We start from the raw sequence: 548 nt of genomic DNA, 5'->3' as shown, positions 1-548 counted from the left end.
TTAAAACTGAATCTTTCATTTAAAGGCTTATTTGGATTGACTTTTCTTTATTGCCTGAATCTTCGTCTCTGTGAGCCTAACATTAGCTTTTTCATTAAGAGCTTTTTAAAGTAGTCAAGTGCAATCTCGAAATCAGCAAGAGCCTGTTTTTGTCATTTTTAGGTAGTCCTAAAAAGGAAAGGATGAGGGAAAATATCTAGATGGTTGTTACAGATTAAAGCAATGTCAGAGTCAAGTCCATCAAGTCCATCATGTCCATCCTGCCAGTCCGTATCAGTGGTTAAAAACGGTAGTACTCGGCATGGCAAACAAAATTATAAATGTCGGGACTGTGGTCGTCAATTTGTAGAAAATCCACAGTGGCAGAGAGTTTCAGAGCGTATCCAAGACACTTATGACCTTTTAGAGAGACTACTGCTAGAAAAAATCCCACTAGCTGGAATAGCTAGAGTCCTCAAGGTCTCAGAGAAATGGTTGCAGAGTTACGTCAATCATAAATATGAAAACGTTCCTCAGCAGGTGGAGGTAGAACCAAAACCAAACGCCGT

Annotated in this window: 1 protein-coding gene; it reads left to right on the top strand. The window is 39.4% G+C overall.

All coding sequences use genetic code 11. The annotated features are described in order from the left end of the window. Positions 1–222 precede the first annotated feature (222 nt). On the top strand, positions 223–548 hold a 326-nt coding region (locus tag PSE7429_RS27460), incomplete at its 3' end, for an IS1/IS1595 family N-terminal zinc-binding domain-containing protein (protein WP_009629784.1).

Origin of the sequence: Pseudanabaena biceps PCC 7429, assembly GCF_000332215.1 — a bacterium.
GTDB classification, from domain to species: domain Bacteria; phylum Cyanobacteriota; class Cyanobacteriia; order Pseudanabaenales; family Pseudanabaenaceae; genus Pseudanabaena; species Pseudanabaena biceps.
This window is presented reverse-complemented; position numbering and strand designations above follow the sequence as displayed.